Source organism: Paenibacillus cymbidii (assembly GCF_004764705.1).
Classification (GTDB): domain Bacteria; phylum Bacillota; class Bacilli; order Paenibacillales; family NBRC-103111; genus Paenibacillus_AN; species Paenibacillus_AN cymbidii.
Map to the genome: position 1 here is coordinate 12,136 of NZ_SHLX01000048.1, position 21,896 is coordinate 34,031.

Here is a 21,896-nt window from a genome sequence, read left to right on the forward strand (position 1 = left end):
CTTGCGGGATGCGACCATAGCGAGCGAATACGTGATGTCCTCGTTCTGCTATTTCAATCCACGCACCCCTTGCGGGATGCGACCAGATACGCGTCGGCCGGGTTGGCCGTGTCTGGTGCATTTCAATCCACGCACCCCTTGCGGGATGCGACAAATAGCGCCGTATACACGCGTGATTTTCGCATATTTCAATCCACGCACCCCTTGCGGGATGCGACGGTCGTCGGATTTACATTATCGATGTTGACGATGACATTTCAATCCACGCACCCCTTGCGGGATGCGACTGTGAGTGGTTCAGTGATTCGCTGCGGACGTTCGAATTTCAATCCACGCACCCCTTGCGGGATGCGACGGCGAATTCTACCCATAAACATCCTAATATATCCACGTAAGTGGTAGAATCCACAAGAACACAATCACTTCATAATGTTCAATATCCATTCAAAATCCATATACCGGATATTTGTGTAAATTCCCTGGTGCGAATCCCCCCGGAAAATCATGTTCGCTTCTCATTCGCACCACAGATTCGCACCGTCTTCCCGCCGACCGATCCCTTACCAAATGAGCGTCCCTTCCATATCCAGCGAAGTCTTCACACCCACATGCTCCACTTTGTTCTTGTAGTTATTGCCCAGTTGATAGAACCGCAAGCTGTCCTTCTCTTCATCGATCAAGTCAATCAGCTTCAACTTTAAAGCAGCCAACTGCGCCGCGTCCACGACGCATTCAAAAACAGAATGTTGCACCCGCTGCCCATAATTCTGGCACACTTTGGCAACTTGCCGCAACCGCTTTTGGCCCGCGCTGCTGACCGTGCTTACATCATACGTAATCAACACGAGCAGAGGAATCACCTACTTCCACAGAAATGGAGGGTACTCATCAAGATCATCGCGCAGATGGCGCGCCAGCAGCAACGCTTGCGCATGCGGCACAAGCCCCCAAGAGAGGCTCTCGCCAAGATAAGGATGCGTAATCTTCTCCTGCTTCTTCTCCTGCCACGCAGTCAAAAACTTCTTCCGCGCCTCATCCCGCAAAAGGACCGCCCCATTCTCTTTCTGAACAAAATCGTCCCCGCTCACCACCTTCTTGTTGATCAGCGACAACACAAACCGATCCGCATATACGCCGCGCAGTTCCTCCATCACATCAAGTGCAAGCGAAACCCGCCCCGGCCGGTCGCGATGCAGGAATCCAACATACGCATCCAGCCCAACTCCTTCCAACGCGGCAGCGACATCGTTAGCCAACAGCGAGTAAGCGAATGAAAGCATCGCATTGACGTTATCCCGCGGCGGACGACGCGAACGGGCACGAAAATAAAAGTGCTCCTTCTGCTGCAAAATCATCGCATCCACCAACTGGTTGTACCCCAGTGCCGCTTGCCCTTCCAACCCGCGCAGCCTCTCCAAATCCTCGCACTCACGAATGTCCGCCATCAGAGCAGACAGTTGTTGCGACACTGCTTTGAAACGGGCAACGTCCACACGAAGCGGATAATCTCTTGTCATTCGTTCGATCATCCACTTGTGATTGTACAACTTGCCAATGAGGAAATTCCGCGCAATCCGCGCCGATGCCGCTTCATCATCCGATACGCGGTATTGCTTTTTGCGCAGCGTCACGTTGCCGCGACTCTCGCCGATCACCCGCGCCAAGTAACGCCCGGTCATCGTAAAAAACACGATGGAAATATCCCGCTCCGCACAATACCCCATCAGCGCCGGACTCGCCCCCGTATACCCGAACGCTACTATCGATTCCAAATTGTGCATGGGCAGTCGCCCCAGCTTCTCCTGCTCCTTCAGCAGCACCAGATTGTCGCCGTCGAGCGAAAGGTACACATCCGGCTGGGTCACGTATACGGTATTGAGCAGCTTCCTCATTCCCGGATGCCCCCTTCCACATAGCTTCTTACACTTCGCTTGCTCATTAACTCCGGCATACACACATGCTGCAGCGAACAACTGCGACAATGAGCGCCCGTCTTTACCTTGGGGGTGTGCAAACGGCCGTAATAATCTTGCATTTCCGCCGCAATACGCCGTGCTTCCCGCTTCAACTCCGCCGTCAGCGGCACTTCGACCCGATGCTTGATTTCGTTATAAAACAAGTATCCGGTATCAACCTCGCACAGCAGCATCTCTTCCAAACAAATTGCTTGCGCGGTCAATTGCGCCACATCCTCGTCGCCTCGTTTCGGCCGGCCGCGTTTGTATTCCACCGGGTATGCGAGGTAGGTGCCTTCGGCGCCATGGATGGAGACGCCGCGATCGTCGCGGACGAACTCTACCACGTCGCACACCCCGGACAACCGCAGCGATGCCGACTGGACCGGCATAGCGCGAACGATCAGCTTGTCTCCCCGCTTCTCCCTGGTAAACGGCTGATCGGCGCGCTTATGAAGATGTTCGCCCTCTATCGTACGCACATTCTCTTCCCACTGCTGCTCCATATGAATCAATGCCCACTGCCGTTTGCAAAATTGAAAATGCTGGATCCCCGACAGCATCAAATAATCGTCTTCGTCCTTACCGGCCATCCAAAATCTCGACCTTCAATCCTTCCAAGGGCAGCGGAACGAATTCGTAATCGGAAAAGGTTTTCGGTTCCTCCGCCCGCTTCTCTACCTGCAGCGAACGATGCACCTTGGCCGTAGAATATTGCCCCAGCTTGGACGTGTGCGCCCACCAGTATACGCGATGCACCTCCATGCTTCCTTCCGGTCTGGCAGAAGAAGCGTCATTCTCGAACAAGGTCACCAACGCTTGCTTCAGCTTCTCTGCGTCCTCGTTGGTAAAGCCGGTTTTCTCCGCCAATTGTGTATTGATGCTGCCGTAGAACAGATACACGCCCGAATCGACACGGTGCTTCATGCCCATCGTGTCCGAACCGCGGGACGCACCCGGCTCGGAGTTGACGCTTTTCGTAATTTGCGTGCTTGTAATGTCAACCGGATCGAGGCTCGTCGCAGCGTGAATCGACACCGGGCCCCGTACGCCTACCGAAACGCCTCCGCCTTTGGTATCCGATTTGAAAGCAAACACCTGACCGAAGCCGCGTACGTCAAACCACTTCCGACAAGCCACGTTCGCAAATTCTTCGCCCGACCCCGTCTTTGACTTCAAAATTTTATCCAATTCGTCCACGGACTCGGCCCGCTCCCGCATGCTGTTGAACGAATCCGTCTTGCGATCGCTGGACTGCACGAAAATCGCTTCCCCCATATCCTGCAAACGGTTGCGGATTTTGCGCTTGATCGCCACATCCGACACTTCGCCCGATCCGTCGTAATTTTGCCGGGGCCGGTTGCCGTTAAGCGGATCGCCGTTGGGGTTTGCCTTGGTAACGGAAAACACTACCGCAAAATCAATTTTATGATCCAATGTAGACATATCGATCGCTCCTTAGTTCGATGCTTCTTCGGCATCGTTGGATTCTTTTTTCGGGATCAGTTCGTGCCGCTGGCTGTAGAAACCAAGTAAATACAAACCGGACAACGGTCGGTTGTTAAACTGGTCGGCCGGAATTTGTGATCCAATCTCATCAATGAGCTGGTTCAATTTGTTTGCATATGTCCCGAGCCTGGCCTGATGCGGTACCAATGCGGCTTGAATGGTAAGCCAAGTTCGTTCCGGATGTCTCGAGAACGCATTCATGTAACGAATGGCGTTACTTGCCCGTTTCTCTTCAAAACCCAACGAGCGCCGCTCCAATACATCCGCTACCGCCAGCAACCGGCCGAACAAATAATCGCGATGATCGTTCGATTCATCCAACGCCACTTCAAGTTCCTCCCTTTTGTTTATTAATGCACAGGCAATGCTGAGCGTCTTCTCCCAGTCCCAGCGTTCCATCGATTCGGGGCTGGACGCGCGGCGAAAGGCGCTGTTGACGATATCGAGCGGAATCGGCTTGCCGTCCACGATGCAGGGCAGCATGCGCTCCATCAAGCCTTTCACCACTTTGTCGCTCGCCCGCGGACCGTACGCGGCGAAAGCAATATCTTTCGTCGCAGGCGCCCCGTAAAACGCTATGAATTCGCCGTTGTCGTTCTTGCGATAGCGGTGCAGCCACATGCAAGTGGTATGCCATTCAACCAGCTTGTCCAAGTACAAATGCTTGTCCAGATTGCGGTAATACAGCACAGCCATACGCCCTGTGGTCGCGGAATCGAGCACCATGATATTGACGTTATACTCGCGATCGACGTACTTCGGATCTGCCAGCTGATTGCGGTAACCGCCCAATGCTTTGTTCACTTCGGCCGCAAATTCATGTTTGGTAAACACCTGGCTCGTATTAGCCGACTCTTGCGACGACTCCAACGCAAGGGTGAAAAAATCGTCCATTACCCCGGGAATATCGGGTTGCTTGTTCCCCCATACGAGAAACACGCGCTGGTCGATGATTTTGCCTTGCCTGTTGATCAGCCATTTGAGCGCATTGTGCGCTTTCTGTGACACCTCGTAACTGATGCTCGCCGCATCGCGGCTATCCCTGAACCTCCCGCGAAATGTAAAGCCGCTCGTATCGTTGGCGGAGATGAGCTTGGCCTTGTCGGCGGCGTTGCGGATTTTGTTCGCGTGCTTGTCGGTTGCCGGCATCTTGTCGCCCGTAACATAGCACCAATCCTCATCGCCCAGTTGCCCGCTGTAATACCTTACGAACGACTCGTACATCTCCGGGTCCTTCCATACTTTTGGCGTAACCGTTTCCTGGCTGACATTGAATCTGACGAAAGCGCTTTCCTGATCCCCGGCGACAACGGAGAAAATGGAAGGTCGGATCGTCGTCCCATGAAACGTCTCTGCTTTTTTGTCCCATTTGTCCAGCAAATGGTTGTTTTCATCCAGGTAGAGGATTTTCCAAGCCACCAGATCCTGAATCAGCCTGCCCTTGCGCAAATAGTGGTAAATGCTCTTTACCTTGGCCGTCGCATGCGGCGAATTCGCCCAACCGGCCAGTTGTTTGATGTATGCGTCGAAAGGCACTTCTTTTTTGATTTCGCCGCCATAAGCCACATAGTCCCCGGCCACATAACTGAGCTTGTCGTGCAGCGGATAGGGAGCGACCTTAGCGCCTGCACGGCTCGCAGAATCTTCGGTGCATGGGATAAGCGTGCTCGCATCGCCTTCGATTACAGATGCCGTCAGAAATTCGCCATCCTCGGTAATCTCGACCTCGATGTGCGCATTTTGCGTCGTATGCGAGACGGGCAACAGCGTAAATTCTTGCTCGTTCTGTTTTCGTTCGATTGTACCCACATGCCCCTCATGGGCTTTGTACGTTTCAAACAAGTTGAGCAACCAGCTCATGAAAACCTCCCCTCCTCCAGTCGCGCGAACAGTTCGTCCGCCGATTCGATGTTGTTCGCGTCGAACCGTTTCGGCTCCATTTCGCCAATCGTCCGCACCGACGGACATTCTTCGGGACGGATGAATGAAATGACGCCGTCTTTCATCACCGCTTGCCACAGACGGACTTCCAGCTGATTCCGCCCAGTTTCATCAGGATAGTTGATGCCATGGACCATGCTGCCCAAGTGGATTTCGCCATATTTATCGTAAAAGCCCTCGCCTTCGCCAAATTCGCACGGCTCCACGTATGCCTGGCACTCTCGTGTGCCAAGGAAAATATCTCTTCTGCCGCCTGCCTGCAGCGATCGTTTCATGATGTTATGATGCTTGTGCTCGTTGCGGTCATGCTCCAGGTCGGGACGATGGGGGTTGAACTCGAAGTGCGCCCTCACCTGGTAATGCACGTCTCGCAGATAAGTGTAGTTGGCCAGCGTATTGCCACCGCCATATTCCAATGGTCGTACGCCTTTCGATTCCATTCGGATTGGCTTCATTACGCGCACCTTATCAATGTAGATAATGATCGTCGGCTTCCAGTAAATACTTTCAGCTATACCTTTCAGCGCCTGGTACGTTGGCACTTGATAAGTCAGCTTCTCGCCGCCCAATTTCGTCAGCGGATCGGTAAAGAGCGCATACGGTCCGTACAGAGAAAATTCGATGGCATTCCTCATAAGAATCACCTCCTTTCCGGAATGGCATTTATTTCTATATGTAATTATAGAACACTAAAAAATATTAATCAACGATTCATATAATTTAATATATGAAAGTTAATAATCCATTTATATTACTATATGAATGTTAATTTTTTTTTTGCATGATATAATGAGTAGTCTCTGTTTCGGCGTAAGCAGATTCAGAGTGGATTGAAAAATATAGTAAATGAAATGGATCCTGTTCAGTAATTGAACAGGTTTCTTTTCATCCTCAATACATGCTGAGATCAAACTGACTGTCGTTGGCGAGATCAAGCCCGTATTTTTCGTTGTAAGCCGATTCCTTCAACGCCCATATCTTCCCGTCAAGCAAGCTGACGAGACCGCCGTTTCGCTCCAGCAGCGCCCGCTCATGGTAAAACAGGTTCACCGAAAATTGCTGCGCCCGCCGCAACAGCCGCGACAACTCTTCGATCGTTTCGTCGCCGGTGAGTCTGGCTATCAAATCCTTGCCTTCGCCGTAAGGAACGAGAACCGCCGTCGTCTTATCGCTAATCGCCTCGAAATACTCCGCTGCGGTACGATAGCTGTTGACGAGGAACAGCGGGAGGTCTTGTTTTTTTGTTTCGATGTAGGCAACGTAAAAGATATTCTGCTTCCGCTCGGCCAACAACAGTTTGGTCATCGTCATATCCGTGCTCAATTCGGGAAGCGGATAGTCCAGCTTGGACTTCATCTCCGTATAGAACGACTGGAAATATCGTTTCATCGCCTGAACGGATAAGGGGCTGCCGCCAAAAAGCCTATTATCCCGTTTCATCAAAGCGAGAATATTGCGCGCTTCCGTTTTGCCGACGCGTATCTCATGCAGATGCTTCAAGTTCTCCTCTTCATGATCGATCACGTACACCCGGCGGATGGCATCCTCGCCATGCCGGTTGCATCTGCCCGCCGCTTGCGCAATCGAATCCAATCCCGCCAGCGAACGAATGACGCATTCGAAGCTGACGTCCACCCCTGCTTCAATCAGCTGCGTGCTGACGCAAACGACAGGCTCGCGGCGGTCGAGATGCCCGCGCACCTTCTCCAGAATCGTGTTCCGATGCGCGGCGCACATTGAGGTACTCAAATGGTAAAGAGGAATGTCCTGGTCGGACAACCGCTCGTACAGGCGTTTTACCACCGCTTTCGTATTCAGCACGACAAGCACGCTGCGCACCTCGCACAGCCGCTCCTTAACGAAGGCGGTCAGCTTTTCGCTATCGAACGTTTCGCCTGTTGCTCTGTCAATGATGTCGACACGTTTGAATGCTTCGACTACCCTGTCCAGGTCGGCAATCATTTCGCCATCGGGAGTGACGCGCAGCTTCTGCTCGACATGATCGAGCGCCGGCTGGGTAGCTGTACACATCACGATGCTGGAATTCCCGTCATCTTTGAGAAAATTGACCGCCTGATTGAACAGCGAGACACAGGAGACAGGCACCTTCTGCACCTCGTCGAAAACGATTACGGCATCGCACAAATTATGAAGCCTCCGAATATTGCGCGTCCCCTTGGCGTAGAACACGTTCAGAAACTGCACCATCGTGGTAAAAATAATGGGCGCCTCCCAGTTGTCCTTGGCCAGCTTCAACTTTTGGCGCTTGTTCACGAGGCCGTCTTCGAACTCATCTTCGTCGTCGGCATCGTCCACCACATTCGAATGATGCTCAAGAATATGCTCGTCGTCCATCAGGATGCGACGCACTTCCGCAGCGTTTTGTTCAATTATAGTCGTGAACGGCACCACATAAATGATGCGCGACTTGTTGTGCTGTATCGCGTGGCTGAGCGCGTAGCGCAAACTGGCCAACGTTTTGCCGCCGCCGGTCGGGATCGACAGCATATAAATCCCCGACGGCCTGGCGGCAAACCGTTCGCATTGCGTTGACATTTCCTTGCGCAAGGCATTGATGGAGACGGCGTGGGGAGCGTTCGGAAATGCGTTGATCCGGACCATCAGCCGTTCGTAAAAGCGTGCAAACAAGGCCCGTTTGTCCGAGTATGAATCCGCAGGTTCTTCCCGGTTCTCTTCGAAAAGTCGCGTATTGGTACGGTCGGCATCAATCAAAGCGCTGAAGATGAATTTGTTCAAAAACAGCAGCTTGGCAGGCAATCTCGCCGCATCCGTTTGCCCCATGTAAGCCTTCATTTCATCAGCCGCGCACGCCACGTAACGTCTGAGTTCGGCTTCACTGATGACTCGTTCCAACAGTTCGGACCTGGATCGATTGAATTCCGGCGGTTCATCTTCCGGTCTCCGAACTCGATTCAGGAAAGGGGATTCCTGCGCCGCATTCAAGTAATCGTGCAAATACGAATGGTGCGAAATGATGGCATTGCCGACCACTTCCGCCACTAGAAAGAGAGTGGGAGAGGAGGTGGCTTTATCCGTATGGAACCAGTCATATAGCAGCTTCCCGCCAGCGGTAGAATGGTCGACGCTGCCTCTTCGCGGCGGAGCATCCGGGTTGGCCACAGCCGCCATAATATAATCGCGGAAACCGTGGGTGAATTTGCCCATATCGTGCAACAACCCGGCCAACCCGGCGATATGCTTCACGCCGAGCTTTTCCCCGTAGCGCTCTGCAAGCGCTTGTACGCCAAGCAGATGTTCCTCGACACTCTGGTGTTTGCCGTCGCTTTCCCGTATGTGGGCGATGTAGCTCATCGTGCTCTCCTTTCGGAACGAAATCGTATACCTGCAGGATACAAAAACACCCCGACAATGGATTGTCAGCGAATACACGTTTGGACTAGGAAAATATACCCAGATTATCATTTCGCCGCTATTCTCCATATTCCTCCCAGAGTCGACAATTAACATTGGAAATGGAAATCGAATGTGGACTATCGGCTGGAGAATGTCGAAAAGCGGTTTCTTTTCCATATGGTCATCTGATAGACGTAGACGATGATCTGGCCGAAGAACGCTTCTCGAACGCGGCGTAACACATCGCCAAGCGTCAGATCGGGTCTTGCCCCAGCCACTCCTGCCACTGAGACTCCAGAAAGTTTTGCGTCAGGAGCTGAATCACCCAAAAACGTTGGATGCCCGTAGTCGAAAGCAACTGGTAGTGGCCGAAGCCCAGCAGTTCCTTGAAGTAGCGATACCCCGTCTCGATGTTCCAGCGCACCTGATAATAGCGCCCAATCGTAACGAGATCCAGCGACACATCCGTACACAGGAGATAAACCTGCATCCGCCGGCGTTGCAAGCGATTGACGCACCAAGGCGCATGATTCAGGAAATACGTGGTGCTGCTCAGGTGGCGGGTACTCTTTGCGGCTTGCTGGATCGGGGGATATTTTTTCGCCCGGCACAGAGATTGATACCTTGGACGAGCGTAAACAGCTGGTTAATGTCGATTGATGCGATGAAGGAACTGGTCGGCAGGAGAAGAAGCAGGAGAAAGTGATGCTCCCTGTCTTGGCGAGAGCATTTTGGGCCAATTGTGCAACGAATTGGATGAATAGCTGCCATTCCCGTGAAAATAGAAGCCACGTCGGCCAAAAGCGGTTGCAGCAAGTTGCCAAGTGTGCCAAAATTATGGGTAATGGGTGCTTTTTGAGTGTGCGGTGGACGCGGCGTAACTGGTTTCGTTGAAATTGGAGCTGATTGACCTGATCGAAGAGAAAAAGGACAGCTTGCGATTCTGTCAGATGGAATAACTACAAGAACAAAGTGGAGCATGTGGGCGTAAAGACAGCGCTGGGTATGGAAGGAGTGCTTATTGGGTAAGGGGAGGGCGGTGAAACGCAGTGCGAATCTACGGTGCGAGTGGGAAGCGAACATGAATCCCCCGGGGGATTCGCACCACGAATTTTACATCAATCCCCTATTTAATGGAATACAATTGGATTTTGTCATTATGAAGTGGCTGCTTCTTCTGCGAGTTATACCATTTAAATGGATATTTTAGTAGATTTATGGATATAACTCGCTGTCGCATCCCGTACGGGGTGCGTGGATTGAAATTTGAATATTGCGCCCCAAAGACTGGTTCCACACGGTCGCATCCCGTACGGGGTGCGTGGATTGAAATTATACGCAATACTCACAAAAAGAACCGTCGTAAGTCGCATCCCGTACGGGGTGCGTGGATTGAAATCACACTCGCAGCGGACCGAGTCCCGGTGTTGGTCGCGTCGCATCCCGTACGGGGTGCGTGGATTGAAATCCGTTAGTATCGTTTTTGGCGGTCAGCTTGATATAGTCGCATCCCGTACGGGGTGCGTGGATTGAAATCTGCCACTCCCGCAGCGCCTGCCGCACCCGCCACGTCGCATCCCGTACGGGGTGCGTGGATTGAAATTTACCGTGCGGTTGAACGCGCCGTACCAACGACAAGTCGCATCCCGTACGGGGTGCGTGGATTGAAATCCAAGATTCGTTTCCACGATCTTCGACATTCGCAGTCGCATCCCGTACGGGGTGCGTGGATTGAAATAGGAAAGGTTTAATCTGACCAAGACGCAGGCAACAGTCGCATCCCGTACGGGGTGCGTGGATTGAAATCATTTTGACAGTTTTCAATCCAAAAAGCATTGAGTCGCATCCCGTACGGGGTGCGTGGATTGAAATCTCGGAGGAAAAGAAGCTACGGATCGGACGTCCGTGTCGCATCCCGTACGGGGTGCGTGGATTGAAATTCAGGTCGACCGAGGAAAAAGTCTCAACGTCGATCCGAGTCGCATCCCGTACGGGGTGCGTGGATTGAAATTCCCCTTGGTGGACAAATACCAGGTCACTGATGGCGTCGCATCCCGTACGGGGTGCGTGGATTGAAATTGCCATGCAAAAACCCCACCACCACTCGTTCCTGGTCGCATCCCGTACGGGGTGCGTGGATTGAAATACCAAACCTTTTGCAGTATCGGCACCAATAAAGTGTCGCATCCCGTACGGGGTGCGTGGATTGAAATCTTTCTGGATAGGCGCTTATAATTTGCTTTCCCTTGTCGCATCCCGTACGGGGTGCGTGGATTGAAATCCGACTTGGTGCGCCTTCGTTGCAGATGACCATTGCGTCGCATCCCGTACGGGGTGCGTGGATTGAAATGCCTACGATAATGTTGGTGTAATACTCGATTTTCTTGTCGCATCCCGTACGGGGTGCGTGGATTGAAATTTGTTTCGGGCCGACCACGGTTTGATATGGTTTCGTGTCGCATCCCGTACGGGGTGCGTGGATTGAAATTCATGCGGGCGCTTGAGTATTCGCCAGCCGGTTTCGTCGCATCCCGTACGGGGTGCGTGGATTGAAATCGTCATTCCACGGCAGTAGAGGACTGGCGCGGAGTCGCATCCCGTACGGGGTGCGTGGATTGAAATCAAGGACGGCCAGCGGTCCTACTACCCGGCCAGCCGTCGCATCCCGTACGGGGTGCGTGGATTGAAATACTTTGTTCGACGCGACGCCCAATTTGTCCATGGTCGCATCCCGTACGGGGTGCGTGGATTGAAATATCAAAAAACGTACGCTTGTACCGCGGCAAACTGGGTCGCATCCCGTACGGGGTGCGTGGATTGAAATAAACACTTCAAGTCCCCGTTTGACTGTCTGATGTGCTGTCGCATCCCGTACGGGGTGCGTGGATTGAAATGCCGGTTGCTTTAATCCGAACTCCTTCTCCATCTTCGTCGCATCCCGTACGGGGTGCGTGGATTGAAATTCCGAAAATTACCTTGACGCATCGCTGGCTGTGTCGCATCCCGTACGGGGTGCGTGGATTGAAATTCTAACTCGCTCTCGAATGCAAATGCGCCCGGGCGCGTCGCATCCCGTACGGGGTGCGTGGATTGAAATATATATGGAAACGGCCCATTTGTTGCTCGGTTTATGGTCGCATCCCGTACGGGGTGCGTGGATTGAAATTCAAAATAAGAAAACTGAACAACCCACCGTTTATGTCGCATCCCGTACGGGGTGCGTGGATTGAAATCGCCGCTAACATTTCCTCGCCCTTTGCGATCCGGTCGCATCCCGTACGGGGTGCGTGGATTGAAATGATAGGCGTAGATCGTGCCGAAAATTGCGGCTTTTGTCGCATCCCGTACGGGGTGCGTGGATTGAAATAGCATGGTGTCGCCGGTGTTTTTCATGGTCACGTGTCGCATCCCGTACGGGGTGCGTGGATTGAAATATGGTCGCCTATTACGGCAGCAGCGTCGGGCAAGACGTCGCATCCCGTACGGGGTGCGTGGATTGAAATGACAAGACGACGTTCGAGTGCACCGGCTGATGTAGTCGCATCCCGTACGGGGTGCGTGGATTGAAATATGGTCACGTACATTGATCCAGTGACCAATGCGCGTCGCATCCCGTACGGGGTGCGTGGATTGAAATCCCGTCGGATAACGTAACGTGGGGATCGTCGAGGTCGCATCCCGTACGGGGTGCGTGGATTGAAATCAACTGCTCAACTGGCAGCACGATGTGCTTTGGGAGTCGCATCCCGTACGGGGTGCGTGGATTGAAATATGCTCTCACCTCTTGCGCAATATGAGTCCACTGTCGCATCCCGTACGGGGTGCGTGGATTGAAATTCCAAATCATGCTCCAGCCGCGTTACGTAACGCGCAAGTCGCATCCCGTACGGGGTGCGTGGATTGAAATCCTCGAAGCGGATATCCGCGACGCCATCTCGGCGTGTCGCATCCCGTACGGGGTGCGTGGATTGAAATCTCACCAACGGGGACAAGACGGTTACGATCATCGAGTCGCATCCCGTACGGGGTGCGTGGATTGAAATGACCAGTCCAACCTATGAGAAGGTACGCACCGCAGGGTCGCATCCCGTACGGGGTGCGTGGATTGAAATGTTAATATCTCAATGATCGAGTCGACAAAAGCCTTCGTCGCATCCCGTACGGGGTGCGTGGATTGAAATCGCAAGCGCGGCAGGAAGCTTCGCAGCCGGCAGCACCGTCGCATCCCGTACGGGGTGCGTGGATTGAAATACCCACGACGGCCGCGTAACGTTTGTTGACGTTCGTCGCATCCCGTACGGGGTGCGTGGATTCAAATTCGACGTATTGGTGCATCTGCGACAGGCGATCAGTCGCATCCCGTACGGGGTGCGTGGATTGAAATGCTACATTGTTGGACCGGTTAATTTTATGCTTTTGTCGCATCCCGTACGGGGTGCGTGGATTGAAATGGAAGCGACGCGCATGAAGTTGTTTGCCGTCGATTGTCGCATCCCGTACGGGGTGCGTGGATTGAAATAATCCATGGACTTGGGTTATCCTCCCGCCTTTAAGTCGCATCCCGTACGGGGTGCGTGGATTGAAATTCCAGGATCGCCTTTATCTCCTTTGTCTCCTTTGGGTCGCATCCCGTACGGGGTGCGTGGATTGAAATATGACCCGATATGCCTCATCGTGTAATCGCGCGCGCCGGGTCGCATCCCGTACGGGGTGCGTGGATTGAAATAGGACGCCAACGGACGCGGCGCGGTGCATTTCCACGTCGCATCCCGTACGGGGTGAGTGGATTGAAATTTCCGGCGCGACTGGTGCAACAGGGCCGGCAGGGTCGCATCCCGTACGGGGTGCGTGGATTGAAATGCCGTCTGCTACTCCGACGCCCTATAAGATTCCACCGTCGCATCCCGTACGGGGTGCGTGGATTGAAATAAAGACGAGCCTTACACAGCGGCGCGTTGCTTCACGTCGCATCCCGTACGGGGTGCGTGGATTGAAATGACGCCGGACTGTGATATTTGCGCCTGCTTCGATGTCGCATCCCGTACGGGGGGCGTGGATTGAAATTTCGTGCGCCGCTTCGGATTGCCGAAGTAGATGCCGTCGCATCCCGTACGGGGTGCGTGGATTGAAATGATATAACCACGCCATTCCGTCTGCACATGCTTGGTCGCATCCCGTACGGGGTGCGTGGATTGAAATGATTCGACCGAATCTGCCCGGGCCGATGCGGGTTATTGTCGCATCCCGTACGGGGTGCGTGGATTGAAATATCAATTCGGCGAGGCGATCGGTTACGTTACGGAGTCGCATCCCGTACGGGGTGCGTGGATTGAAATCTGAATTAAGGACGGATTTCGAAGCACACCGTCGTCGCATCCCGTACGGGGTGCGTGGATTGAAATCCAAAACCTTAGAAACCAACAGCCCCATGATCTTGTCGCATCCCGTACGGGGTGCGTGGATTGAAATTCGATCGCTAGGGGCGTGAGCGGCTCGCGCACGTAGTCGCATCCCGTACGGGGTGCGTGGATTGAAATGCCATCGATCTGCGCCGACTTGACGCATACGGGGTCGCATCCCGTACGGGGTGCGTGGATTGAAATGCCGTACCCCGTCTGAACCATCGTCGCTGCTCCGTGTCGCATCCCGTACGGGGTGCGTGGATTGAAATAAAAACGCCTGTGCCCGTCCAGTTACGCCACGGGGGTCGCATCCCGTACGGGGTGCGTGGATTGAAATGAAAATATTGGCGCAGATTTAGCGCTGCGCCGCCGGTCGCATCCCGTACGGGGTGCGTGGATTGAAATAGCACAACAACCTCATATGTCACCGGCGATTTAGTCGCATCCCGTACGGGGTGCGTGGATTGAAATATTTACAGGAGGACGCCTATCCGGTCATGCAGGCTGTCGCATCCCGTACGGGGTGCGTGGATTGAAATAATGAGCTGCACATGAGCGAGCGCAAGTACTACCGCGTCGCATCTCGTACGGGGTGCGTGGATTGAAATCTGATGTTTCTTGTAGGCGATCACGCCGGCTGTCGTCGCATCCCGTACGGGGTGCGTGGATTGAAATAATTGTTGCGCGTAGTTCCGCTGTCGTGTCTGGCGTCGCATCCCGTACGGGGTGCGTGGATTGAAATGAAATGATCAATACCACTTATGCTGCATCCGCAGTCGCATCCCGTACGGGTGCGTGGATTGAAATCCTTCGGGGGCCGTGCCCTCAACCCCACAAGTCCGTCGCATCCCGTACGGGGTGCGTGGATTGAAATGAAAGAGGGTAGTCCGCTTTGCTCGGAATGTCTTGTCGCATCCCGTACAGGGTGCGTGGATTGAAATTGCTCGATCAGCGCCATTTGCTTGGCGTCGATGGTCGCACCCGTACGGGGTGCGTGGATTGAAATGATGGATTGAAACTGACGAACAAAGGTGCCGTGCGTCGCATCTCGTACGGGGTGATGGATTGAAATAAATGGGCCAAGGACAAGGGGATGACGCCGGAACGTCGCATCCCGTACGAAGTGCGTGGATTGAAATGTGGATATGCCGCCTGTGCAGCCAGGACAAATGATGTCGCATCCCGTATGGGGTGCGTGGATTGAAATTTGACCATGTTGAGTCCGTCGATAGTATCGTCAGGGAGGATCACCCTGATGGTTCTTTGGGTTTGGCATCTAAAAGGGGCTGCTTTTTGCCCCGCGGCCATCGGGGCAAGAACAATGCCGCGTTGGCAATCTGGCTTGGCTGGCAACTGCCAAGCCTCCATCAGAGCTGGACCGATGCAAGGGAAGGCTAGCCTTGTGATGGAGGATCGCCTATCATCGAGCAGACACTTTGCTTCATGCGCACCATTCCCCCATCCGCCAACTAGCACCTTGCCAAATAGGCCATGTTTTCTTGCCTATTTACCCAAAAACGGGCAGCCTCTTCAAAATAGCCAGCGAAATCACTGGCTATTTCGCTTGAAGTGTGGATTTGAAGGCGATCTGGGGCAAATAACCAGTGTTTTCACTGGCTATTTCGGGCGAGCCGGGCGATACGGGGCAAATAGGCCATTTTTCATGGGCTATTTGGGTTGCCGAGCAAGAAATCAGGCTACTCAAGAGCGGCTGGCTAGGATCTGCTTCCTGCAGCGGCGCGGGAGTGGCTCCATGGATTCCCGGCATCCGAAAACAACAAGCGATCGGAGGAGCAGCCCTTCCGCGCAGCGGCTGCAGCGTGAAGCTTGGTTGCGCTTCATTGCGCCAACACGCCCGCCCCCCCCCCTGTCCCCCCGCCCCGAAACTTATCCATTCTTTCCAGCCAAACAGCCCCGCAGAGCGGGGCTGTTTGCCTCTAAGCTTATTCAGCCACAAACGCGCTGCTCTCCAAAACCCCGCGCGCGCCGCCTAACCGCCGCCCTCCAACACAACCCCATCCGGCAGCTGCAGCCGGCTGTCGACAACCCCGTCAGCCCCCAGCGCCCACTCCGCGGCAATCGGCCCGAACGGCGTGACTACACGGCCGGAGCAAGCCGTCATGCCGCCAACCGGCTGCGGACGGAAGCGCACCGTCCGGTAACCCGGAGACGCCGGCTCGACGCCCAGCACGAAGCGGCTCAGCCATTGCACCGGCGTGCTCGACCACGCGTGACACAGGCTGGTACGGTAAGAACCGTAGCTGGTGTAAGTCGTCAGACTGTCGTGCACGTCCTCCCCAGCCGGTTCAAGCGTGACCGACTCCCAGAACGTCGTCGCGCCGCGCGCAAGCATGCCGCCCCATACGCGGGAGACGACCTCCCACGCCTTGTCCGGCAAGCCGTTCAACGAGCAGCACTCGGCCAGCCAGTAAGCCGAGATGGTCGTCAGCGGGTCGGCGACCGGCACCTCCCGCAGGAAGCGGCGCGCCTCCTCCGCGCCGACGCAGCCCGCCGCAATGCCGAGCAGCGGCGTAATCAGCGCTTGGCCGCGCAGCAGCTCGCCGCCGTCCGGAGCCGACGCCGGCCAGCCCGGCGGCAGCTCCAGCTGCGGCAATGCGGCCGCCAGCTTCTCCAGCGCGCGCCGCGCCAGGACGAGCGCCGCATGAAGCGCCAGCCGCGACTCGGCGGCGTCGATCGGCACCCACTCGATGAACGCGGCACGCTCCCCGTCCAAACGCAGCCGACCGTCAGCCGGGTCCACATTGTCGGCAATCCAGCGCACGTGCTTGCGAATATCCTCGCGGATCTCGTACAGGAAGGCCGCGTCTCCCGTGAACCAGTAGTATTCCCACAGACCAACCACCCACCAGAGCGTGTACGACTCGATCGAGTTCATCCAGCAGCCGTAAGGCGTTCCGGCGCCAAGCTCGCGAATCGAGCGGCGCAGTACGGTCAGGTCGTCCCACAGAACAAAATCCGCCTTGCCGGCCAGATAGAAGTCATACGCCCAGTTCAACCGGTCGCGCTTCACGCCGTCCCACAGCCCAAGCTGGTGGCAGATGCGGTTCGTATGCACGGATACGTCGTAAATCCGGTTGGCCAGCGCGTTGTCGCTGTCGAACCGCCCGGCCTGAACGAGCGGTACGCCGGCCGACTCGAACGCCAAGTCGAGCGCAACCGGCTCGCCGCGAGCCGCCACCAGATACAGGTCGACGTAACGCATGCCCTGCGGCAGCGTCACGAAGGTCTCCCCCGGCCCGACGCGGAACGACTCGGTGATGCAGGCGTCATAACGCGCCAGCTCCTCCGGCGACTCCGCCCCCTGCCAGACAACGGTCAACGGAACGGCACTGCCGCTGACCGCCCGAATGCGCGCATTGTATTCGCGCCCCAGATCGAAACGCGCGCGCCGCAGAAGCGCCGGGTCCGCCGCAGCCAGCAGCGCCCGCGCTTCCTTCCACTCCTGCTGTTTCCGCAAGTGGTAGAACTGGTGCAGCTCGCCGCTCTCCGGCAGCGCAAACGCCAGCGATCCTGCGCCGGTCCCCGCCAGACGAACGCCGCCGTCTCCGTTCGGCGTCACGCGCCAGTCGGAAGCGTAGGCTTCCGTCACGACCAGCGGCTCCACCGCAATGTCGCCGAAGCCGCCGCGAACGAACCAGTCCGGCGCCCCGTCCAGATCGCCGTACGGCTCCTCCCCGTACAAACAAACGACTGCCGCGGGTTCGTCGTCCGCCAGCCAATGTTCGTCCGACGCCAGCCAGAAGCCGTCGCCGACCGCATACACCGCGCAGCCGACCGTGCGCTGCCACAGATGAATGCTCACCGGCGACACCGGCATCGGTTCGGCGCACGCGATGCGCAGCCGGATCGTATGCTCGCCTTGCGGCAGCACGTCCGGCAAGCCTTCCACTGCCCGGAACGCCGTGACGTTGCGCGGGTGCTCGGGCAGTTCGGCGACAAGCCGGCCATTCCATTCCACCTGCATGCCCCCGGTCAAGGCAACAAACAGCCGGAACCCGGCAATATCCCGCGAAACCGCAAATGTGCGCGACAATACCGTAGCCAAACGGGCCTCCCGCCCGGCATGCCACAGCCAAACGGGCAAATGTTCTTCGGTTCTCCCAGTCATAATGCGGTCTCCTTCGCATGTCGTTTGCGCCGCAGGCTACGCTTTCACCGCTCCCGCAACCATACCGTCGATGTAATATTTCATGCCGAGCAGGATCACCGCAACGGTCGGCACGCTGCCGATCACATAACCGGCGAACGACAGCCCGATGTCCTGCCGCCCGGCCGTGTTCAGGCTGACCGCGGCCATAGTGAACGTACGGTGCTGCTCTTTCAGCACAATGGCCGGCCACAAATAATCGTTGTAGACGCTCAGGAACGTCACGATGCCGACCGTCACCAGGATCGGAACGGACAGCTGCACGGCGATGCGCGAATACAGATACAGTTCGCCGCCGCCGTCGATGCGCGCCGCTTCGAACAGCTCCTCCGGAAGCGACTCGAAGAACGTCCGGCACAGCAGAATGCCAAGCAGCTGCGTCCCCGATATGTAGGGCAGGATCAAGCCCCAATACGAATCGGTCAATCCCGCCTTGACGATGATCGAGTACAGCGGCACGATCGTCAGCAGCGACGGAATGGCCAGCACGCCGATCAGCAGCAGGAACAGCGTATTTTTGAGCGGAAAACGATGGCGGGCGAACGCATAGCCGGACAACGAGCCGAGCAGGACGGCGCCGATAACAGTCACGAAGCAGACGAAAAGCGAATGGAAAATACTCGTTCGCACCACTTCGAACGCCCGGCGGTAATTGGCCCATAACGGATCGATCGGCAGCTCCCAGAAATCGACGATGATGGACAAGTGGCTGCGCAGCGAAAACACGATCAACAGCGCGAACGGCGCCAGAGTGGCGACAAGCAGTGCGAACAGCGCCGCCCCCGCCGCCAAACGCGGCAATCTTGCGTTCATGAAGCTTCTCCTCCTCCCGTGCCGAGCCGAAGTTAATCGTCCGATCGCAGCACCCGCAAATTTACGATCGTGAGCAGGATGATCACGAGGCATAACGCGGTGCCGATCGCGGAACCGTAACCGTACTGGGAAGCCCCGAAAGCCGCATTATACATTACAAAAGCCGGATTCACCGTCGCATCGCCCGGCCCTCCGGACGTCATGACGACAATTTTGACAAAATCCTGCAAGCTTCCGATAATCGTCAAAATCAACACAACCCGGAACTGCGGCTTCAGCATCGGCAGATGCAGCCTGCGGAACACCTGCCAGCCGCTCGCTCCGTCGATCCGCGCCGCCTCCAGCTGCTCGCGGTTGAAGTTGCCGATCGCCGCATAGAAGATCAGGAACGGCAGCCCGGCAATAAACGGGAAGCCCATCATCACCAGCGCGCCGATGGCGCTTCGTTTGCCGCCGAGCCACGGCGTCGCCCACGAATCCAAGCCGATCGCACGAAGCAACTGGTTGATCAACCCGCTTGTCGGGTCGTACATGTTCTGCCAGAGCAGGATGGCGACGATGCCCGGCAGCAGCATCGGCAGGATGAAGCCGGTGCGGTACACGTATTTGCTGCGGTTGCCGCGCAGCATATGAATGAATTCCGCCGCAAGCAGCGGAATGACAATCGCCTTGAGCACGTCGGAGACGGTATAAATGACCTGGTTCCTCATGCCCTGCCGGAACATCCGGTTGCTCAGCATCGAGTGGAAGTTGTCCAGCCCGATCCACTTCGTCTGCACCAGATTCCACTCGGTGAACGAGTGAAGGAACGCCAGCAACACCGGATAGTACAGGAACGACGCGATGAACGCGAAGGAGGGCAGGATGAAGGCATACGGCAGCAGCAAGCGGCGCAAGCGGCTCGTTTCGATGGCGGTTCACCTCCGGTCGCTCGTAGTCGACATTCGTTTCACCGGGTCAAAAGCGGCAAGGGATGGCCGCCGCCACCCCTTCGCCGCTGCCGGCTACTCCTTCGTCTTCGGGTCGAGATCGTACTTCTTGTCGGCCATATATTTGGCCATTGTCCCGTCGACGATCACCTGTTTCTGCTTCAGGTACTCATCGACGGAGATATCGCCGTTGTAGTACTTGAGCTCCAGCGTCTTCAGCTCGGTCGTCACGTTCGGATCCGCCGTCGGGTTGCCCGCAGCCGCCCAGCCGAACGGATTGAGCCCGATGTTGCCGGCAATCTTGAATCCTTCCAGCGCGCTGTTGAATTCGTCCGTCAGCTTGACGCCTTCCACGAGGCTCGGCCCTTGCACGAATTGCCCCGCTTTCAGCGTCACGTCATATACCTTCTGCGACACCGCCGGCGAAAACAGATAGAACAGGAAGTCCTCCGCCCGCTTCACTTGCTCCGCATCCTTTTTGCCTGTTACGCTGAGCTGGTGGCCGACGGCGAGAATGCCGCGCGGCTTGCCCGGAAAGTTCGGGTCCGGCGTCTTGTATTCGGGAAACTTGAACACGCCGACCTTAAACGCCTTGTCGCCAAGCGCCTTCAAATCCGCCAGCATCGAGCCGAGCTTCCAGCTGCCGTTCAGCAGCACGGCTGCCTTGCCGCTGATGAACAGGTTGTAGGCATCGGCGTCGCCCATTGTCGCATAGCCGGGCTGATAAAATTGCGACATCTCCTTCATCGTCGTCCAGTACTTCTTTTCGGCCGGTGAAATCGCCGGTCCGTACACCTTGTTCTTCCACGCCGCGACCCGTTTCTCGTCGTCATACACGGCGCCCTGGTCAAACGCCGGATTGTTGTCGTCGTACTTGATCTTGCTGTTGAACTTCTCGATCTCCGGCGTGTTCCGGGCGTCGCCCGGCTGTACGAGCAGCGTCGGATTGAGCTTGCGCGTCGCCCAGTCGACGAATGAAGCGGTCAGCCAGCCTTCGTAATCGGCCTGCTGCGTGAACGACATCGCCAGCGGGATCGTACCGTAATCCTTCAGCTTCTTAAGCGCGGCCAGAAAATCCTCCCACGTTGTCGGCTCGGAAACGCCCGCTTTGGCGAATACATCCTTGTTGTAGTAAAAGCCGGTGCCAACCAGATCGAACGGCACCATCCCGATGTCGCCCGCATCCGAATACATCCACGACACGTAGTTCTTGTTGCTGATGCCGTCGAGAATCGACTTGTTGTTATTGTACGGATTCGGAGCGGCGGCAAAATCGTTCAGCTTGGCGACCCAGCCCTTCTTGATGTTGTTGCCCATGCTGTCGCCGAGCAGATTCAAGTGGACGATATCGGGCGCGTCGTTGCCGCCGGCCGCCATTTTGGCCTGGAACGACGTTTGGTACGCCTGGTTGTCGGAGCTGAAATCGATGCGGACCGTCGTTTCCGGATGCAGCTTCATGTAGTCGTCTGCGGCGGCCTTCAGGCCGTCGGCGTAAAATCCGGTGATCGTGGCGAAAACGACCGTTCGTTTCTCCTTGCTCGCAGTCGACGGCGGAGCCGAAGCTTGGGCGGAACCGCTGGCGGAAGGTGCGGCAGATGCCGAATCTTTGACCGATGACGACGGAGACGACGAGGAAGAGGGCGATGACTTCGTGCAGCTTGCGACAAGACTTGCCAGCAGAATAGTCGCGACGGCGAGAACAAACAATCTTTTCATGAACGGCAATCCCCCTTAACAAATGAGTGTTTGGAAAGGAATACATCCGACACAATGCGACAAAAAACGTTTTTACTCCAAAAAAACG

12 protein-coding genes and 2 CRISPR repeat arrays (1 of these 14 running past the window's edge) are annotated in these 21,896 nt (G+C 55.8%); all 12 genes read right to left on the reverse strand.

Going from position 1 to position 21,896, the window contains the following annotated elements:
- Window positions 1-355: a CRISPR direct-repeat array (repeat unit 33 nt; unit sequence ATTTCAATCCACGCACCCCTTGCGGGATGCGAC); it begins 833 nt to the left of the window's first position.
- Between the two features lie 205 nt (window positions 356-560).
- The 12 genes from cas2 to EXY20_RS36270 all read right to left on the reverse strand — a co-directional run bounded on the left by cas2 (window position 561) and on the right by EXY20_RS36270 (window position 21,808).
- Window positions 561-851, reverse strand: a complete 291-nt coding sequence (cas2, locus tag EXY20_RS36210; RefSeq protein WP_135557337.1) for a CRISPR-associated endonuclease Cas2 — start codon at window positions 849-851, stop codon at window positions 561-563.
- A 9-nt stretch (window positions 852-860) separates the two neighbouring features.
- Window positions 861-1,892, reverse strand: coding sequence for a type I-C CRISPR-associated endonuclease Cas1c (gene cas1c, locus EXY20_RS36215; RefSeq protein ID WP_135557310.1), 1,032 nt, complete (start codon window positions 1,890-1,892; stop codon window positions 861-863).
- The gene (gene cas4, locus EXY20_RS36220; RefSeq protein WP_135557311.1) at window positions 1,889-2,548 is read right to left on the reverse strand and encodes a CRISPR-associated protein Cas4; all 660 of its coding nucleotides are present in this window, start codon (window positions 2,546-2,548) and stop codon (window positions 1,889-1,891) included. Before cas4 ends, cas1c begins: the two co-directional genes overlap by 4 nt.
- Window positions 2,538-3,401, reverse strand: coding sequence for a type I-C CRISPR-associated protein Cas7/Csd2 (cas7c, locus tag EXY20_RS36225; RefSeq protein ID WP_135557312.1), 864 nt, complete (start codon window positions 3,399-3,401; stop codon window positions 2,538-2,540). Before cas7c ends, cas4 begins: the two co-directional genes overlap by 11 nt.
- A 12-nt stretch (window positions 3,402-3,413) precedes the next feature.
- A complete protein-coding gene (cas8c, locus tag EXY20_RS36230; RefSeq protein ID WP_135557313.1) occupies window positions 3,414-5,324 on the reverse strand; it encodes a type I-C CRISPR-associated protein Cas8c/Csd1 in 1,911 nt (636 codons plus the stop codon).
- Window positions 5,321-6,040 carry a type I-C CRISPR-associated protein Cas5c gene (cas5c, locus tag EXY20_RS36235; protein ID WP_135557314.1) on the reverse strand — a complete coding sequence of 240 codons (720 nt, stop codon included), beginning with the start codon at window positions 6,038-6,040 and terminating at the stop codon, window positions 5,321-5,323. Before cas5c ends, cas8c begins: the two co-directional genes overlap by 4 nt.
- A gap of 256 nt (window positions 6,041-6,296) precedes the next feature.
- On the reverse strand, window positions 6,297-8,738 hold the full coding sequence (gene cas3 / locus EXY20_RS36240; RefSeq protein ID WP_135557315.1) for a CRISPR-associated helicase Cas3': 2,442 nt from the start codon (window positions 8,736-8,738) through the stop codon (window positions 6,297-6,299).
- Between the two features lie 295 nt (window positions 8,739-9,033).
- Window positions 9,034-9,393 (reverse strand): transposase, encoded by a 360-nt coding sequence (locus EXY20_RS36245; RefSeq protein WP_328592621.1) that lies wholly within the window; start codon window positions 9,391-9,393, stop codon window positions 9,034-9,036.
- Window positions 9,394-10,013: 620 nt separating this feature from the next.
- A CRISPR array of direct repeats spans window positions 10,014-14,925; the repeat unit is 33 nt; unit sequence GTCGCATCCCGTACGGGGTGCGTGGATTGAAAT.
- A gap of 1,247 nt (window positions 14,926-16,172) precedes the next feature.
- Complete coding sequence (locus EXY20_RS36255) at window positions 16,173-18,311, reverse strand: alpha-L-rhamnosidase C-terminal domain-containing protein (protein WP_135557317.1); 2,139 nt, start codon at window positions 18,309-18,311, stop codon at window positions 16,173-16,175.
- Window positions 18,312-18,347: 36 nt separating this feature from the next.
- The gene (locus EXY20_RS36260; protein ID WP_167859767.1) at window positions 18,348-19,163 is read right to left on the reverse strand and encodes a carbohydrate ABC transporter permease; all 816 of its coding nucleotides are present in this window, start codon (window positions 19,161-19,163) and stop codon (window positions 18,348-18,350) included.
- A gap of 32 nt (window positions 19,164-19,195) precedes the next feature.
- The gene (locus EXY20_RS36265) at window positions 19,196-20,050 is read right to left on the reverse strand and encodes a carbohydrate ABC transporter permease (protein WP_135557319.1); all 855 of its coding nucleotides are present in this window, start codon (window positions 20,048-20,050) and stop codon (window positions 19,196-19,198) included.
- A gap of 117 nt (window positions 20,051-20,167) precedes the next feature.
- Complete coding sequence (locus tag EXY20_RS36270) at window positions 20,168-21,808, reverse strand: ABC transporter substrate-binding protein (protein WP_135557320.1); 1,641 nt, start codon at window positions 21,806-21,808, stop codon at window positions 20,168-20,170.
- Window positions 21,809-21,896 lie beyond the last annotated feature (88 nt).

Excerpts from the sequence above, each read along its gene's own strand:
- EXY20_RS36270 (WP_135557320.1), bottom strand. The coding sequence starts at position 21,808 with ATGAAAAGATTGTTTGTTCTCGCCGTCGCGACTATTCTGCTGGCAAGT.
- cas4 (WP_135557311.1), bottom strand. The coding sequence starts at position 2,548 with ATGGCCGGTAAGGACGAAGACGATTATTTGATGCTGTCGGGGATCCAG.
- cas7c (WP_135557312.1), bottom strand. The coding sequence starts at position 3,401 with ATGTCTACATTGGATCATAAAATTGATTTTGCGGTAGTGTTTTCCGTT.
- EXY20_RS36255 (WP_135557317.1), bottom strand. The coding sequence starts at position 18,311 with ATGACTGGGAGAACCGAAGAACATTTGCCCGTTTGGCTGTGGCATGCC.
- cas3 (WP_135557315.1), bottom strand. The coding sequence starts at position 8,738 with ATGAGCTACATCGCCCACATACGGGAAAGCGACGGCAAACACCAGAGT.
- cas5c (WP_135557314.1), bottom strand. The coding sequence starts at position 6,040 with ATGAGGAATGCCATCGAATTTTCTCTGTACGGACCGTATGCGCTCTTT.
- cas8c (WP_135557313.1), bottom strand. The coding sequence starts at position 5,324 with ATGAGCTGGTTGCTCAACTTGTTTGAAACGTACAAAGCCCATGAGGGG.
- cas1c (WP_135557310.1), bottom strand. The coding sequence starts at position 1,892 with ATGAGGAAGCTGCTCAATACCGTATACGTGACCCAGCCGGATGTGTAC.
- EXY20_RS36260 (WP_167859767.1), bottom strand. The coding sequence starts at position 19,163 with ATGAACGCAAGATTGCCGCGTTTGGCGGCGGGGGCGGCGCTGTTCGCA.